Origin of the sequence: Paraburkholderia sp. HD33-4 (genome assembly GCF_021390635.1) — a bacterium.
Taxonomy (GTDB): Bacteria; Pseudomonadota; Gammaproteobacteria; order Burkholderiales; family Burkholderiaceae; genus Paraburkholderia.
The window spans coordinates 2,673,871-2,689,051 of sequence record NZ_JAJEJS010000001.1; the positions used below are offsets into that span (position 1 = coordinate 2,673,871).

General features: G+C 61.5%; 11 protein-coding genes. 5 read left to right on the forward strand and 6 right to left on the reverse strand.

Annotated features, from left to right (window positions below; translation table 11 throughout):
* Positions 1 to 96: 96 nt before the first annotated feature.
* The 5 genes from L0U84_RS11825 to L0U84_RS11845 all read right to left on the reverse strand — a co-directional run bounded on the left by L0U84_RS11825 (position 97) and on the right by L0U84_RS11845 (position 8,440).
* Positions 97 to 1,176, reverse strand: a complete 1,080-nt coding sequence (locus L0U84_RS11825; protein ID WP_233850051.1) for an ABC transporter substrate-binding protein — start codon at positions 1,174 to 1,176, stop codon at positions 97 to 99.
* Positions 1,177 to 1,318: 142 nt separating this feature from the next.
* Complete coding sequence (gene putA / locus L0U84_RS11830) at positions 1,319 to 5,092, reverse strand: bifunctional proline dehydrogenase/L-glutamate gamma-semialdehyde dehydrogenase PutA (protein WP_233850053.1); 3,774 nt, start codon at positions 5,090 to 5,092, stop codon at positions 1,319 to 1,321.
* A gap of 7 nt (positions 5,093 to 5,099) precedes the next feature.
* Positions 5,100 to 5,936, reverse strand: coding sequence for an ABC transporter permease (locus tag L0U84_RS11835; RefSeq protein ID WP_233850055.1), 837 nt, complete (start codon positions 5,934 to 5,936; stop codon positions 5,100 to 5,102).
* 5 nt (positions 5,937 to 5,941) lie between these two features.
* Positions 5,942 to 7,216: an ABC transporter permease gene (locus L0U84_RS11840; protein WP_233850057.1), complete on the reverse strand. Its 1,275-nt coding sequence runs from the start codon at positions 7,214 to 7,216 to the stop codon at positions 5,942 to 5,944.
* A gap of 147 nt (positions 7,217 to 7,363) precedes the next feature.
* Complete coding sequence (locus tag L0U84_RS11845) at positions 7,364 to 8,440, reverse strand: ABC transporter ATP-binding protein (protein ID WP_233850059.1); 1,077 nt, start codon at positions 8,438 to 8,440, stop codon at positions 7,364 to 7,366.
* Positions 8,441 to 8,782: 342 nt separating this feature from the next.
* On the opposite strand from L0U84_RS11845, the gene betI reads away from it, so the two are divergent.
* Positions 8,783 to 9,673: a transcriptional regulator BetI gene (betI, locus tag L0U84_RS11850; RefSeq protein ID WP_233850061.1), complete on the forward strand. Its 891-nt coding sequence runs from the start codon at positions 8,783 to 8,785 to the stop codon at positions 9,671 to 9,673.
* A gap of 34 nt (positions 9,674 to 9,707) precedes the next feature.
* On the opposite strand, the gene L0U84_RS11855 is transcribed toward betI, so the two are convergent.
* Positions 9,708 to 11,384 (reverse strand): electron transfer flavoprotein-ubiquinone oxidoreductase, encoded by a 1,677-nt coding sequence (locus L0U84_RS11855; protein ID WP_233850063.1) that lies wholly within the window; start codon positions 11,382 to 11,384, stop codon positions 9,708 to 9,710.
* A 246-nt stretch (positions 11,385 to 11,630) separates the two neighbouring features.
* Between L0U84_RS11855 and L0U84_RS11860 the strand changes: the two genes are divergently transcribed.
* Genes L0U84_RS11860 through L0U84_RS11875 form a run of 4 tightly spaced genes read left to right on the forward strand, consistent with a single transcriptional unit; the run spans position 11,631 to position 15,113 of the window.
* Positions 11,631 to 12,818: an NAD(P)/FAD-dependent oxidoreductase gene (locus L0U84_RS11860; RefSeq protein ID WP_233850065.1), complete on the forward strand. Its 1,188-nt coding sequence runs from the start codon at positions 11,631 to 11,633 to the stop codon at positions 12,816 to 12,818.
* 37 nt (positions 12,819 to 12,855) lie between these two features.
* The gene (locus L0U84_RS11865) at positions 12,856 to 13,437 is read left to right on the forward strand and encodes a HutD/Ves family protein (protein ID WP_233850067.1); all 582 of its coding nucleotides are present in this window, start codon (positions 12,856 to 12,858) and stop codon (positions 13,435 to 13,437) included.
* Positions 13,434 to 14,183, forward strand: coding sequence for an electron transfer flavoprotein subunit beta/FixA family protein (locus L0U84_RS11870; RefSeq protein ID WP_233850068.1), 750 nt, complete (start codon positions 13,434 to 13,436; stop codon positions 14,181 to 14,183). Before L0U84_RS11865 ends, L0U84_RS11870 begins: the two co-directional genes overlap by 4 nt.
* Complete coding sequence (locus tag L0U84_RS11875) at positions 14,184 to 15,113, forward strand: electron transfer flavoprotein subunit alpha/FixB family protein (protein ID WP_233850069.1); 930 nt, start codon at positions 14,184 to 14,186, stop codon at positions 15,111 to 15,113.
* Positions 15,114 to 15,181: the final 68 nt, after the last annotated feature.

The following is a 15,181-nucleotide window of genomic DNA, read 5'->3' on the forward strand; positions in this document are numbered from 1 at the left end:
GTTTGAGAAAAAACAGGCGTACAGGTCGCACGCCTCAAACGTCACCCAAGGAGATACTTCGACCTTCCGCCATGCGCACGCAGATTGCAATCGCGCTTACTTTGCCGCCAGCCAGACCGCGAACTTCTGGTTCAGGTCGTCCGAGTGATCGGCCCAGAAGTTGACGTCCATGTTCACCGCGTTTTTCTGATTCACGGGGTTGGTCGGCAGAAAAGGCGTCACCTTCGCATCGACCATCGAAATCGACGACTTGCGCATCGGGCCCAATGCCGTTGCGGTGGCCAGTTTGGCGAGCGATTCGGAGGTCGTCGAATACTTGACGAAGTCCTGCGCGGCTTTCAGGTTCTTCGTGCCCTTGACGATTGCGAGCCCTTCGACGTTCATCACCTCACCATCCCAGAGAAACCCGAACGGCTTGTTGTTCTGAACGACCGCCACCCAGATCCGATTCGGATAGGCGCTGGTCATCGACACTTCACGATCGGCCAGCAGTTGCGGTGGTTGTGCGCCGGCTTCCCACCATACGATCGACGATTTGATCGTATCGAGCTTCTTGAACGCACGATTCACGCCATCCGGCGTGGCCAGCACTTTGTAGACGTCCGCTGCCTTGACGCCGTCGGCCAGCAGTGCCCATTCGAGTGCGCCTTCCGGCGACTTCCTCAGTCCGCGCTTTCCGGGAAAGCGCTTGAGATCGAAGAAGTCCGCGATCTTCGTGGGCTCGCCGCTCTTGAACGCGTCCTCGTTGTACGTGATCATCGTCGACCAGCCCACGTTGCCGATCATGCATTCGGAGATCCCGCCGGGCAGAAAATCGGTTTTCGCCGCGGCACCCGTTTTCGCGCCGGGCGGCAGCGATGCAGGATCGAGCTTCTCCAGCAGACCTTCATCGCATGCGCGCGTGGCGTCGGCGAGTTGCATGTCGACGACGTCCCACGTCACGTTCTTCGTCTGGACCTGGCTGCGGATCTGCGCAATGCCGCCGTTATACGTGTCGGTCTTGACGCTGGTTCCCGACTGCGCGGCGAACGGCTTTGCGGCCAGTTCCGTCTGCGAGTCCTGATACGAGCCGCCCCAGCTCGCGAAGACAATATCCCCCGCCCAGGCGGAGACGCTTACCGTACCGATTGCGAACAGAGCGGCCATTTGCACGGTCAATTTCGTATGCAGTTTCATCTGTCGGTTCCTTCTCGTCGTCTGATTGTGCGATGTCGCCAATCAATGTCTGGTTAAAAGATCATTCCCTGCTGCTGCGACCTTCACTTCCTTGCGACCCCGATGCGTCCACCCGGCCCGCACGCTCAACGCGTTCCGACCGTCACGGCGCCCCTTCGCTGAGCACCATGAGTTGTGTATTGCCGCCCGCCGCACTGGCGTTGACGGTGGTGATCCGTTCACGCACGAGCGCCGTGAAATCGCATCCTGTTGCGGTGTCGGTCGTGATCATCGGGATGCGCTGTTTCGCACAGGCGGTGTAAGCGTCCTGTACCGCCCGCGTCGTCGTCGGGACCAGTACGACGTCTGGACGACCGCGCATCGGTCGTGCTTCGATCAGGCCAGGCAAGTCGGCCTTGTCTGCGACGATGCAACGCTCGCCTAGCACTCGCTTCACTGCTTGCGACGCCTCGCCAGATCCGATGACAACCGTGTTGCCGAACGCACTCGCCATCATGGCCTGCAAGACGATGTCGTCGGCCTCGTTCGCGGCACACAGCACGATGCCGCGCGGCAGAAACTCGAGCGTGTTCTCTTCTCCGGCTAGCGCCGGCAAGCTGATCGGGCCAGACGTTGCGATCAGATCGACGAGCGCGTCACGCACGCCGGACGCTCGCGTGCTTCCGAGCGCAAACAGTTGATCCACCGCTTGCCTGCGGCGCGCCTTTTCCGACTCCATCGCATCGCGACGTGCGATGAACCGCTCCGCGCCCGCTTCGACGGGGAACTCATAGAACTTGCTGTCCTGCGCGTTTCGACGTGCGAACGGACCATCGTTCGCGCCAGGCTGAAAGCCGCCGCTTTGCGTGAGCGCCGCCAGTGTGAGCGGACCCGCCATCATCGGACCGGTGCCCGCCGCGCCGACACCAGCCGAAGGCTGCATACCGACGAACGTGGAGTGCATCGCGCGGTTCACGCAAACGCTGCTCGCAGTCGTTCGCGACAGCACTTTGCCCGCGGCCTCGTTGATCCGCGTATGCAGACCGATCACACCGCAACCAATGCGGTTGAGCTGCTCGATCAGCGTGTCCATCTCGCCCGTCCGAAAACGCACGACATGCAGAATCGGACCGCTCACGTTCGGCGCCATCGAAGCGAGGTTCTCCACTGTACCGAGATCGACGATCGCCGGGCACACGTAATGGCCGTTCCTGTCGCCGCTCACGGGACGCCCGCGTGTGATCGCGAAGCCCGCATGCTGCATACGCTCGAGATAGGTTTCCGCCTTCTGCCTTGTTTCGGCCGTCGCAACGGGTCCAATGTCCGTCGAAGCGTCGAGCGGATTGCCGGTCGCGCGTTCGCTCAAAATGCCCTTGAGCATTTTCAGCGTCTTTTCAGCGGTGGAATCCTGCAGACACAGAATGCGCAGCGACATCGCCGCCTGCCCAGCCGAACGAAAAGCAGACACGGTTGCATCGAAGATCACCTGCTCCGGCAACGCGGAGCTATCGACGATCATGGCGTTGGCGCTGCGCAGCGTGCACAGGAACTTAGGCGGCTGCGCAAGGCCCGCAATCTGACTCGCGATCGTCGCGGCGATGTCCGCGTCGCCAGCGAAGAGCACGGCCGCGACGCGACGGTCCGCCACCAGTGCGCGGCCCACGCGCTCTCCGCTGCCCGGCAGCATCTGCAATGCGCTGGCCGGCATGCCGGATCGCAGGAAAATCAGCAGTGCCTCGAACGCGACCATCGACCCGCATCGCGCCGGTTTCGCGATGACCGTATTGCCGGCCGCGAGCGCCGGTGCAATCTGCCCGACCAGCGTCATCAGCGGATTGAACTGGGAGCTCACGCACGCGACCACACCGAGCGGCCTGCTCGTCTCCAGCCAGCGTTCGCTGCGCAATTCGTACGCGTAAAGCCGGCACAGATTGACGGCATGACGCACTTCTTCGGCGGCCTCGGACATCGTCGCGCCGGTTTCCTTCACGAGCAGCGCAGCCAGCGTCGGGCCGCGCACCTCGAAGCCCTCGGCGACCGCATCGAGAACGTCGGCGCGTGTGATGGCGGCCTTGCCCGCCCACTGGGACGCGGCTGCTTCGGCCTGCCTGAGCGCGCTGTCGACCGTGGCGGGACGACAGGCTTCGACGCTGCCGATCACATCGGTCGCGTCCGACGCACTGTAGACCAGGCTCACCTCGTCCGAGCCCGACACCAGTTCGCCGCCGACAATCGCGCGCACCGTCATGCGCGACGCCTTGATATCCGCGATCGCTTTCCTGAATTCGGCCGATGTGGCGAGATCCATCGAAGCGGCGTTAACTCGTCCCGGCAGCACGTTTCGCGGACTCGGAATGCCTTCATGCATGCGCCCTTGCGTGCGGGCCGCCTTGTCGACCGGATTGGCGACGATGTCGGCGATGCTCACCGCGGGGTCGACGACCTGATTGACGAACGAAGAGTTGGCGCCGTTTTCGAGCAGACGCCGCACGAGGTAGGCCAGCAGAGTCGCATGCGGGCCGACGGGCGCGTACACACGGCAAGCGCGCCCGAGCTTGTCCGCGCCGACTATCTGGTCGTAGACGCTTTCGCCCATTCCATGCAGACACTGGAACTCGTAGTCGCCGTCGCCTGCCAGCGTATGCACCGCTGCGATCGTGAAGGCGTTGTGCGTAGCGAACTGCGGGAAGATCGCGTCCGGCGCAGCGATCAGGATCTTTGCGCAGGCGATGTAACTGACATCCGAATGCACCTTACGCGTGAAGACGGGGTAGCCGTCGCTGCCGGCATCCTGTGCGAGCTTGATTTCCGTGTCCCAGTACGCACCCTTGACCAGCCTCACGTTGAAGCGGCGTCCGGTTGCACGCGCCAGCGCGATCATCCAGTGAGCGACGAAGCGCCCACGTTTCTGGTACGACTGCAGCGATATGCCGATTCCGTTCCAGCCCGCGAGGCTCGGTTCATGCGCCAGAAGTTCGAGCATCTCCAGCGTCAGATCGAAACGCGCGGACTCTTCCTGGTCAAGGTGAAAACCGATGCCATACTTCTTCGCGAGTTGCGCAAGGCTCAACAGACGCGGATACAGTTCTTCGATCACGCGCTCGCGCTGCGACAGTTCGTATCGCGCATGCAGGCCCGAAATCTTCACGGACACGCCCGGCCCATCGATGGCGCCTCGTTGCGACGCGTCCTTACCGATCGCTTCGATCGCGTGACGGTATGACTGGAAATAGGCCTCGGCATCTTCTTCGGTGAGCGCCGCTTCGCCGAGCATGTCATACGAGAAGCGATAGCCCTGCCCCTCGCGCGTCTTCGCCACACGGATCGCCTCTTCGATCGTCTGTCCCGTCACGAACTGCTTGCCGAGCAGGCGCATCGCATAGGCCACGCCCGAGCGCACGACAGCTTCGCCACCCTTGCGGATCACACTCGTCAGCGCTTCGGATAAGGACTTCTCGTCCGGTTGCTTGAGCAGCTTGCCGGTCACCAGCAAGCCCCAGGCGGTCGCATTGACGAACAGCGACGGAGACTTGCCGAGGTGAGCACGCCAGTCCGCGTCGACGATCTTGTCGCGAATCAGCTGATTGCGGGTCGGCGTATCGGGGATGCGCAACATGGCTTCGGCAAGACACATCAGTGCGATGCCTTCGCGACTGTCGAGCGAGAATTCTTGCGTGAGCAGATCCACGCCGCCCGCATTGATACGCGTATCGCGAACGCCTTGTGCAAGACGCGAGGCCAAAGCCTGCACACGCGAGAGCGTCTCGGGATCCAGATATGCACCCTTGATCAATTCGCCCACAACGACGTCTTCGGGCAAGCTTGACGCATCCCGAATGCGTTGACGGAGCACCGACAGGTCACTGGTTTGCGCCTGCATTTCCTGAAGTTTCGACAGCATGATGGATTGAGCGATAGGTGGCGTAGAGAAGGTCACGTCGGTCTCAGGCGAATTGATTGATTCCGCGCAGTCGTTCCGTACGGCGGCGCAGTACTTCGAGCGTCATCAACAGCAGGGTCGAGATCACCACCAGCAGACACGCGACGGCGAGAATCGTCGGGCTCAGCTGCTCGCGAATGCCGGCCCACATCTGACGCGGAATCGTGCGCTGGTCCGGGCCCGTGAGGAAAAGCGCAACGACAATCTCGTCGAACGACGTCGCAAACGCGAACAGCGCGCCGGACACGACACCGGGAGCGATGATCGGCAGCTTGACCTGCAGCAGGACGCGCAGCGGCGAGGCGCCCAGGCTGCGGCCCGCGCGGCTCAGAGTTTCATTGAAGCCCGCGAGTGTCGCCGTCACGGTCACCACCACGAACGGTGCACCGAGCGCGGCGTGCGCGAGGATCAGGCCGAGCAGGCTATCGGTGATACCGAGCGGGCTGAATGCGAAGTACACGCCCACTGCTGTGATGATGAGCGGCACGATCATCGGCGAGATCAGGATGCCCGTGATGATCTGCTTGCCGCGAATCCGGCTGCTGGTCAGGCCGAGCGATGCCGTCACGCCGAGCACGGTGGCGATGACGGTTGACACCACGCCGGTAATGAGCGTGTTCTTCAGCGCCAGCATCCAGTCGGCGCTGCCGAAGAACTCCTGATACCAGCGTAGGCTCAAAGCCGGCAACGGATACGTGAAATACGGTTGTGAGTTGAACGACAGCGGCATCACCACGAGGATCGGCAATACCAGGAACACCAGCACTGTCAGCGAGAGCGCCACATACGCGATGCGCCCCGCGCGTCCCCAGACCGTTACGTAAGCAGGAAAGTTGAACATGTGCCTTACCCCAGTTTGACGCCGGCGCCGCCGGTGATGCGCACAAAAATGCCGTAGATCAGCAGCACGCCGACAAGCAGCACCGATGCGAGCGCGCTCGCGAGACCCCAGTTGAGCGTGGTGTTCACGTGATTCGCGATGTAGTAGCTCGCGAGTTGATCGTCCGGGCCGCCGACGATGGCAGGCGTGATGTAGTAGCCCACCGCGAGGATGAAGGTCAGCATGCCGGCCGCGCCCACGCCTGGCAGCGTCTGCGGAAAATAGGCCTGGAAGAACGAGCGGATCGGACCTGCACCGAGCGAGCGGGCGGCTTTCACGTAGACGCCCGGTACACCCTTCATCACGCTGTAAAGCGAGAGGATCGCGTACGGCAGCAGGATGTGCGTCATCGAAACGAGCACGCCGAAGCGGTTGTAGACCAGCGCCATCCGGTCGATGCCGAGATGCACGAGCAGATCGTTGACCACACCGTGCGTCTGGAGGACGACCACCCATGACGTGGTCCGCACGAGAATCGACGTCCAGAACGGCAGCAACACCATGATCATGAACAGGTTGCTGTATCGCGCCGGAATGTTGGCGAGGAAGTAAGCCACCGGATAGCCGAACAGCAGGCACAGGAAGCTGACGAGCACGCTGACCCATGCCGTGCGGACAAACACATCCACATACAGACGTTGCCCCTCGTTCTGGCGGACAATCGCGCCCGACGCGTCGCGCTTGAAGTCAAAGGCTTTCAGGTAGTAGTCGATCGTCCACGGATACGCCGCGTACTTCAGCGTGCTCCAGACAGCGACGTCGTCCCATTTCGGATCGATCGCGCTCAGGCGGCTGTGCCATGAACCCGTGGCGTCCTCGCTGAGATGGCGGGACGTCTTCATGATGAGGCTGCGCAAGCCCGCTTCGTCATAGTTCAGACGCGACGCCACGCGGCTCACGCCGTCGCTCCCTCTCGCCGCCATGAGATCGCTGCCGAACGCCGCATAGACGGCATCGCCCGGAATCTTGCCCGAGGCGGGCTCCCAGCTCCGCAGCAACGCAGCCGCGTGCGGCAGTTCGTTGGAGATGGTCGGGTCGCGAAAGCCCTTCAGCAGCAAGCTCCCGATGGGCACCAGAAACGTCACTAGCAGAAAGGCAAGCAGCGGAAAAACCAGCAGCAAGGCTTTCGCGCGCTCCGCGCGTTCTGCCCGGCGCAGCCTGGCTTTGAGCCCTTTCGATTCGTCCACGAGCATCGCAGGGACTTCGCTCGCCGGGACAGTCATGTCAGTGGGAAGGATCATTTTCAGTGCGGCAGCGAAACCGCCTCTTCGGGTTGGCGCACGGTCTTGTGCCTCGGCATCGAAGACCAGGAACAGCCTGACAGCGAGCCAGGCACGCGAGCGGCGCTCATCGGAGATATCGCCGCGTCATCCGGAACATCCGGCGGGCTATTGCAACGCCCGGCACGCCTCGGCCATCCAGCCGACGTGTACCGAATCGCCGACACGCAGTGCGCGGGCCGCGCCATCGTTCGGCAGCTTTACGATGAAGTCGTCCTTGTCGCAGATCCGCATCACGAGGCGCAGGTGATCGCCGTAATAGATGAGATCCTTCACGCCGCCGCTGAACACGTTGTCGCAGGACCTGGCGGATTCGCCGATCGCCACGCGCTCGGGGCGCAAGGACACGCATGCGCTATCGGACGCGCAAATCGCCGCGCCCGTGCATGCCTTGATGGTGTGGCCGCCGTTGAGCTTGACGGTGCACCGCTCGTCGCTGACGTCGGCGATGATGCCCTTCAGCTCGTTGCTCTCGCCGATGAAGCGCGCGACGAACGCGTTTTCGGGCTCCTCGTAGAGCTTCGACGGCGTAGCGAGTTGCTGGATGACACCGTTATTGAACACGGCAATGCGATCGGACATGGTCATCGCTTCGCTTTGATCGTGCGTGACGTACACCACCGTCAGACCACTTTGCGCGTGAATCTGCTTGATCTCGTACTGCATCTGCTCGCGAAGCTGTTTGTCGAGCGCGCCGAGCGGCTCGTCCATCAAAACGAGCGCAGGCTCGAACACCAGTGCGCGCGCGACCGCGATGCGCTGCTGCTGTCCGCCCGACAATTGAGCCGGCATCCGATGCGCGAACTTCTCCATGTTCACCATCTTCAGTGCGCGCTGCACCCTTTGCTCGATGTCCGTCTTGCTGACCTTGCGCACTTTCAAGGGAAACGCCAGATTCTCGGCGACCGACTTGTGCGGAAAGAGCGCATAGCTCTGGAACACCATGCCGATGTTGCGCCGCTCGGGAGGAATGCGATTGATCGGCCGTCCCTGCAGCAGAATCTCGCCATGTGTGGCCGTTTCGAAACCCGCGAGCATCATCAGGCACGTGGTCTTTCCCGAACCGGACGGCCCGAGCATGGTGAGAAATTCGCCTTCCCGGATATCCAGGTTCAGGTTTTTGACAACGAGCGTTTCGCCGTCGTAGGTTTTCTGAACGTTTTTGAAAGAGACAATCGTCGACATCACCGTTCCTCAAGAAAGGCTCACGTGCTGCCCGAGCCAAGGGTTTCGCAAGCGCGGCACTGCGTTTGTGGCGGCTGGCCACCCTTCTCACTGCTGTTAGTCATACTTACTAATAGCTGTACATGATCTTCGATTCACGTCCAGTCTTCCGGCATGTAACGACGCATTCGCTCCATCGATCGCCAGCTTTCGCGTCAGCTACCCAACCAAGAAACTGAACCAACAACCAGCACAACAACATCAATCATCTTGATTTCGGCAATCGTACGCTGAACACCTGTTCAGTTCATTCGGAGTTTTCCCTACTATAGCCAAACTTTCTTCACGTCAAAAATGATTTTCATGGCGACATTACTTCCGTTTGTCGGCATCCTTGCGACAGTTTTACAGCAAAAACGTCAAAACGGCCGATTTATGCGTGAACAGATGTTCAATGTTTGCCGAAAAGTGAAGCAATCGGCATTGAACAGATGTTCAGCCGCTTCTCGACGAGGTAAGATGGTCTCGCTAGCCGCTGGGACTGGCTGCCGAAGCCATTCCCAGCGGGGTTCGTCGATCAACATTCAGGATCTATCCATGCAAACGGCGTCTGAGGTCGCAACGACCGACCCCCGGAAGGAATACGGCTCGCAATACGACGGGATGCGTACGAGACTGCTCGACGCCACGTTGGCGGTAGTCGGTGAGGTCGGACTCGAAAATCTCACCATCCGTAAAGTCAGTGACTACGCCGGTGTGTCGGTCGGGCTCGTTCATCACCACTTCGAAAACAAAAGCAATCTCGTCTACAAGACGTTCATGCACCTGATCCGACGAATGCGCGAACAGTTGACCAGTGGTCGTCGCAGCATCGCCGATCCCGTCGAACGCATGAAGTTCACCGCCGACATGTGCTTCAACCACGAAGTTATGAGCCCGGGCGCCGCTAACGTGTGGCCGCACATGTGGAGTTCGTCCGCGCACGACGCGGAAGTCCAGCGCCTGTGCGCCGCGTTCTCGCGGCGGCTGCGTTCCAACTTTCTGTTCGATCTGAAGCAGGCCGGATGCGACCCGGCGATGGCACGCATCCACGCCATCCAGGCAATGGCGCTTGTCCATGGGTTGTGGATCGAGCACAAGGTGGCGTCCACTATTTCGATGGATGAAGTCATCGGAATCTTTCACGGCATGATCGACAACGCGACCCATTGGGTCTGGAAATCCAACATGAGGCGCTCCGCTTCGGAGCATTGAGCATCGAGCGCGTCCGCAGGGATGCATCGCTGCGTCACATGTTCGAATAGTTGGGCCCACCGCCGCCTTCGGGCGTCACCCAGACGATGTTCTGCGTCGGGTCCTTGATGTCGCACGTCTTGCAGTGCACGCAGTTTTGCGCGTTGATCTGCAGACGGTCCTGCTGTCCGTCGTCCGTCTTCACGAATTCGTAGACGCCTGCCGGGCAGAAGCGCGCTTCCGGGCCCGCATAGGTCCGCAGATTGACCTTGACCGGCACGCTCGCGTCTTTCAAGGTCAGATGTGCGGGCTGGTTCTCTTCGTGGTTCGTGTTCGAGATGAACACAGACGACAGACGATCGAATGTGAGCTTGCCGTCGGGTTTCGGATAGGCGATCGGCCTGCACTGCGACGCCGGTTTTAGCGTCTCATGATCCCAGTGCTTGTGACGAAGCGTCCACGGCACATTGCCTTTTAGTATTTTCTGTTCCAGGCCGACCATGATCGTGCCGAGGTACAGGCCTTTGCTCATCCACTGCTTGAAGTTGCGCGCTTTGTGCAACTCGGTGTGCAGCCAGGATGACTTGAATGCTTCGGGGTACGCGGCCAATTCATCGTTCTGACGGCCGGCCTGCACGGCGTCGAAAGCGGCATCGGCGGCGAGCATGCCCGTCTTGATCGCCGCATGCGAACCCTTGATCCGTGAGGCATTCAGGAAGCCCGCGTCGTCGCCAACCAGCGCGCCGCCCGGGAACGCGAGCTTCGGCAGCGACATCAGACCCCCCGCCGTGATTGCCCGCGCGCCGTATGAGACACGCTTGCCGCCTTCGAGGAATTTGCGGATTTCAGGGTGCGTCTTGTAGCGCTGGAACTCTTCGAACGGCGACAGATACGGATTCGAATAGCCGAGGCCAACCACGAAACCGACCATCACCTGGCTATTGTCGATGTGATACAGGAACGAGCCGCCATAGGTTTGCGTATCGAGCGGCCAGCCAGCCGTGTGGATCACCAGGCCGGGCTTGTGCTTTGCCGGATCGATTTCCCACAGTTCCTTGATGCCGATGCCATACACCTGCGGATCGGCGCCGTCGCGCAGTTTGAACTTGTCCGAAAGCTGGCGGCCCAGATGCCCGCGCGCGCCTTCGCAGAAGAGCGTGTACTTCGCGTGCAACTCCATCCCGAGCTGGAAATTCTCGGTCGGCTCGCCGTCCTTGCCGATGCCCAGATTGCCCGTCGCGACGCCCTTGACCGAGCCATCGTCGTTGTAGAGCACTTCAGCCGCGGGAAAGCCCGGGAATATCTCGACGCCCAGCGCTTCGGCCTGCTGGCCCAACCAGCGCGTGACGTTGGCAAGACTGATCACGTAGTTGCCGTGATTCTTGAAGTTGTCGGGGAGCGCCCAGTTCGGCACGGACTTCGCGCCCGTTTGGCTCAGGAACATGAAGCGGTCTTCCGTCACTTCGACGACCAGCGGCGCGCCCTTTTCCTTCCAGTCCGGGATCAGTTCGTTCAGCGCACGGGGGTCCATCACCGCGCCCGAGAGAATATGCGCCCCGATTTCCGAGCCTTTTTCGAGCACGCAGACGCCGATTTCGACGCCTTTTTCCGCGGCACGCTGCTTCAGGCGAATGGCCGCCGATAGGCCCGCCGGGCCGCCGCCGACGATCACCACGTCATATTCCATCGACTCGCGCTCGATAGAATCGCCAGGCTGATTGTGTGTGTCCATGTACGCAAACCCGTTGGTCGAAACGTTCTGGACGGATCGTAGTTCGCATCAAAATGTCTCGTGACGTTATCAACAGCGTTGATGCTGCATACAAGCGGCGGTTGGATTGGCGGCGTTCGCCTCGTACCGGGCACCGCAGCACGCACGGCGCTTCTGCTAAACATCGCCGCCGTTGATATTGGCGAGGATACGAATCGAAGACCGCACACTGCGCTCACGGTAGCTAACCAACAAGGAAGCGGAATCGTGAATACATATGATGTGGTGGTGATCGGAGCGGGTGTGATCGGCACTTCGGTGGCGTTCCACCTGCAAAAGCTCGGCGCCAGAAACGTGCTGGTGCTGGATCGCGCGACAATCGGCGCAGGCACGACGTCGCAATCGTCGGGCATTCTGCGCACGCACTATTCGGTGAAGGAAAACGTCGAACTGGCGCGCAAATCGTGGTCCGTGTTCAATGACTTCGCCACGTATCTCGGCGACGATGAGGCGTCCTGCGGCCTCGTGAAGTGCGGCTACATGATTGTCGCGGCCGAAGGCGACAAGCTCGAACCGCTTCGCGCGTCGCTCGACCAGCAGAAGCAGCAAGGCATTCCGCTCGAACTCCTCGACGCGCGCCAGGCGCGCGAACTCATGCCGATCGCGCAGTTCGAGAACGCCGCGCTGATCGGCTACGAGCCGGAAGCCGGTTTCGCGGACGCCTATCTCACGGCGACCAGTTTCGCGCGCGCCGCGCGGCGTGGCGGCGTGACGATCCGCGAGAACGTCAACGTCAACACACTGCTGATCGAAAACGGCAAGGTGGCCGGTGTGTCGACCAGCATCGGCGACTTCGGGACTTCGACGGTCATCAGCACACAGAACATCTGGACGCCGGAACTCGCCGGCTGGACCGGCAAGACGCTGCCCATCGCACCGGAACGCCACGCCGTGCTGGCCCTCGAATGCACCGAAGCGCCCTACACGTTCACGATGCCCGTTTTCAAGGATCTCGCGTCCCAAGGCATGCTGTATTACCGCAGCTACGGTGGCAACCAGATGCTGGTGAGCGAAGGCGTGGTCGGCGAAAAACTGAACGCGGCCGACACCGAACAGGGCGACATTCCGATGGACTACGTTGTCGACGTCGGCATGCAGGTCGCCGAGCGGTTTCCGGCCTATGAGACAGCGGGCATCGCGTCGTCGTGGACAGGCGTGTACGACGTGACGCCCGACTGGAATCCCGTCCTGGGGCCGCTGCCCGGGATTGACGGACTCACCGTTGGCTACGGATTCTCCGGCCACGGCTTCAAACTTTCGCCGACCGTGGGCAAGATCCTCGCGCAGAGCGCACTGGGCCTGCAGACTGATGTCTCGCTCAAGCCCTATTCGATCGAACGGTTTGCCACCGGCGAACTGTTGACAGGCAAATATGGACTCGGCGCCGTCTCCTGACCCGAGCCTGCCGTCCGGGCTCGAGATCCAGACGCTCATGTCGATCGCACCGAAGGCGTGGCGCAATGGTGGAGGCACAACGCGTCCCCTCGCCGAAGCAGCGGGCGGCGACTGGCGCATCAGTCTCGCCGATGTGCAGCGCGACGGTCCGTACTCGCTGTTCCCCGGTATGGACCGGCAGTCGCTTGTCGTACAAGGCGCCGGCGTCGAACTGAGGAATGGCACGGATACCGTCGCGCTCAAACCCGGCCAAGCCACGGAATACAAAGGCGAGATCGAATGGCAGGCAACGCTGTGTGACGGCCCCGTCGTCGCGCTCAATACGATGGTGAAGCGCGATCGCTATCATGCGCGCGTCGTCCTGCTGCGCAACGACATGCTCGTCACCAGCGGTTGTTTTGCACTGGTCCTGCCGCTGGACGGAAGCTGCACCTGGCGCACGGCGCACAGCACGGCCGCAACGCGACTCGCCTCATCGACGATGCTGGTACGCAAGGCCCACGGCCCCGGCCTGTCGCTCACACCCGTCCCGTCCGCCTTACACGGCGTCGCTGCCGTGGTGGTGTTGATCGAGACGCGGGCTCCCCATTTTTCCGAGAACCAAGGAACTCACATATGAAGGTCTTTGCTGCAGTGAAACGCGTTGTCGACTACAACGTGAAGGTCCGCGTGAAAGCGGATCAGACGGGCGTCGACATCGGCAATGTGAAGATGTCGATGAACCCATTCGACGAGATTGCCGTGGAAGCCGCCACTCGCCTGAAGGAAGCGGGCAAGGCCACCGAGGTCGTTGTGCTCACCTGCGGACCGGCGCAAAGCGCGGAAACGCTGCGCACCGCGCTCGCGATCGGCGCGGACCGTGGCTTGCATATTCAGACCGATGCGGAGTTGCAACCGCTTGCTGTCGCCAAGCTGCTGAAAGCAGCCGTGGAGCGCGAGCAACCTCAACTCGTGATTCTCGGCAAGCAGGCCATCGACGATGATGCTGGCCAGACCGGACAACTCCTCGCCGCGCTGCTGGACTGGCCACAAGCGACCTTCGCGAGCCACATCGAGGTCGGCGCCGAAACCGCGACTGTGACGCGCGAGGTGGATGGCGGACTCGAAGTCGTCGAACTGCAATTACCCGCCATCGTCACGACGGATCTGCGGCTGAACGAACCGCGCTACGTGACGCTGCCCAACATCATGAAGGCGAAAAAGAAACCGGTTGATGCGCTCAGCCCTGCCGATCTCGGCGTCGATCCGTCGCCTCGACTGAAGACACTGAAGGTGGTGGAACCCGCAGCGCGTCAGGCTGGGGTACGAGTCGCGGATGTCGCGGCACTCATCGACAAACTGAAAAACGAAGCGAAGGTAATCTAAATGACCACTCTCGTTATCGCCGAACACGACAACGCGCAGATCAAGGCATCGACCTTGCACACGGTGGCGGCCGCGCGCCAGCTGAACAATGGCGTCCACGTGCTTATTGCCGGTCATCAGGCTGATGCCGCTGCACAGGCTGCCTGCCAGATCGCCGGCGTGGACAAGGTGATCCTGATCGATGCGCCGAGCCTGGCGGAAGGACTCGCGGAGCCTGTCGCGGCGCAGGTGCTGTCGCTCGCGTCGTCGTACTCGCATCTCCTCTTCCCCGCAACAGCGGCGGGCAAGAACGTCGCGCCGCGCGTCGCGGCGAAACTCGATGCGTCGCAGCTTTCCGACGTGATCACGATTCATTCGGCTGATACGTTCGACCGGCCTTTCTATGCGGGCAACGCGATCGCGACCATCCAGTGCGACGACGCGGTGAAGGTAGCGACGATTCGCACGACAGCGTTCGACGCCGTCAGTCCCACAGGCGGCGCAGCTTCGCTCGAACGTCACGAAGCGGTGGAAAGCGTGACACGGGTGCGCTTCGTGCGCCGGGAAGTGGCAGTCAGCGAGCGTCCGGAACTCACGTCCGCACGCATCGTGGTGTCGGGCGGTCGCGGGATGGGCAGCGCGGAAAATTTCGCTCTGCTCGATCCACTCGCGCAGAAGCTGGGTGCGGCAGTCGGTGCGTCGCGCGCCGCCGTCGATTCCGGTTTCGCACCGAACGATTGGCAGGTCGGGCAAACCGGCAAGATCGTTGCGCCGCAGCTTTACATCGCGGTCGGCATCTCGGGAGCCATCCAGCATCTCGCTGGCATGAAGGATTCGAAGGTCATCGTTGCGGTGAATAAAGATGCGGAAGCGCCGATATTTAGCGTCGCGGATTACGGTCTGGTGGCCGATCTATTTGAAGCTGTGCCGCAAATCACACAGTCGCTTTGATCTGGTTTTAACAATCCAGACCGGTTTGATCTCGGCCGTTTTTGCCGTCACCGCGATGCTGCGGTGAC

Coding starts and splice junctions, on each gene's coding strand:
- L0U84_RS11825 (WP_233850051.1), bottom strand. CDS start 1,176: ATGAAACTGCATACGAAATTGACCGTGCAAATGGCCGCTCTGTTCGCA.
- L0U84_RS11835 (WP_233850055.1), bottom strand. CDS start 5,936: ATGTTCAACTTTCCTGCTTACGTAACGGTCTGGGGACGCGCGGGGCGC.
- L0U84_RS11840 (WP_233850057.1), bottom strand. CDS start 7,216: ATGATCCTTCCCACTGACATGACTGTCCCGGCGAGCGAAGTCCCTGCG.
- L0U84_RS11845 (WP_233850059.1), bottom strand. CDS start 8,440: ATGTCGACGATTGTCTCTTTCAAAAACGTTCAGAAAACCTACGACGGC.
- betI (WP_233850061.1), top strand. CDS start 8,783: ATGGCGACATTACTTCCGTTTGTCGGCATCCTTGCGACAGTTTTACAG.
- L0U84_RS11855 (WP_233850063.1), bottom strand. CDS start 11,384: ATGGACACACACAATCAGCCTGGCGATTCTATCGAGCGCGAGTCGATG.
- L0U84_RS11865 (WP_233850067.1), top strand. CDS start 12,856: ATGTCGATCGCACCGAAGGCGTGGCGCAATGGTGGAGGCACAACGCGT.
- L0U84_RS11870 (WP_233850068.1), top strand. CDS start 13,434: ATGAAGGTCTTTGCTGCAGTGAAACGCGTTGTCGACTACAACGTGAAG.
- L0U84_RS11875 (WP_233850069.1), top strand. CDS start 14,184: ATGACCACTCTCGTTATCGCCGAACACGACAACGCGCAGATCAAGGCA.